We start from the raw sequence: 265 nt of genomic DNA on the forward strand, positions 1-265 counted from the left end.
TCGAGGGCCTCCGCTTCTCGACCGTCGTCATGGCGATCTGCGGCGCGGTCGCGCTGTTCTTCGCGCTCGTTCCGATCAGGAACCTCATGCTCGCACTCGAACTGCGCGGCCTGACGCCGTACGCGAGCTATGTGCTCCTGGCCTCATTCCAGGCGATCACCGATCTCGGCAAGACGGCCAAGGTCGTGCTGGACGCGCAGAAGGCGCGCGGCATCGAGACCGAGGGGAGCATCGGGAGGCGGATCAGGGCGTTCGTGCCGGTGCT

At 66.8% G+C, this 265-nt stretch carries 1 protein-coding gene; it reads left to right on the plus strand.

Features of this window, described 5'->3' with window-relative positions:
- Positions 1–265: energy-coupling factor transporter transmembrane component T (locus AC1RPR_RS08885; protein WP_481763584.1), on the plus strand; the 265-nt coding region annotated here is incomplete at both ends.

This window comes from Dellaglioa sp. CoH-57-MRSF-22, assembly GCF_056781895.1.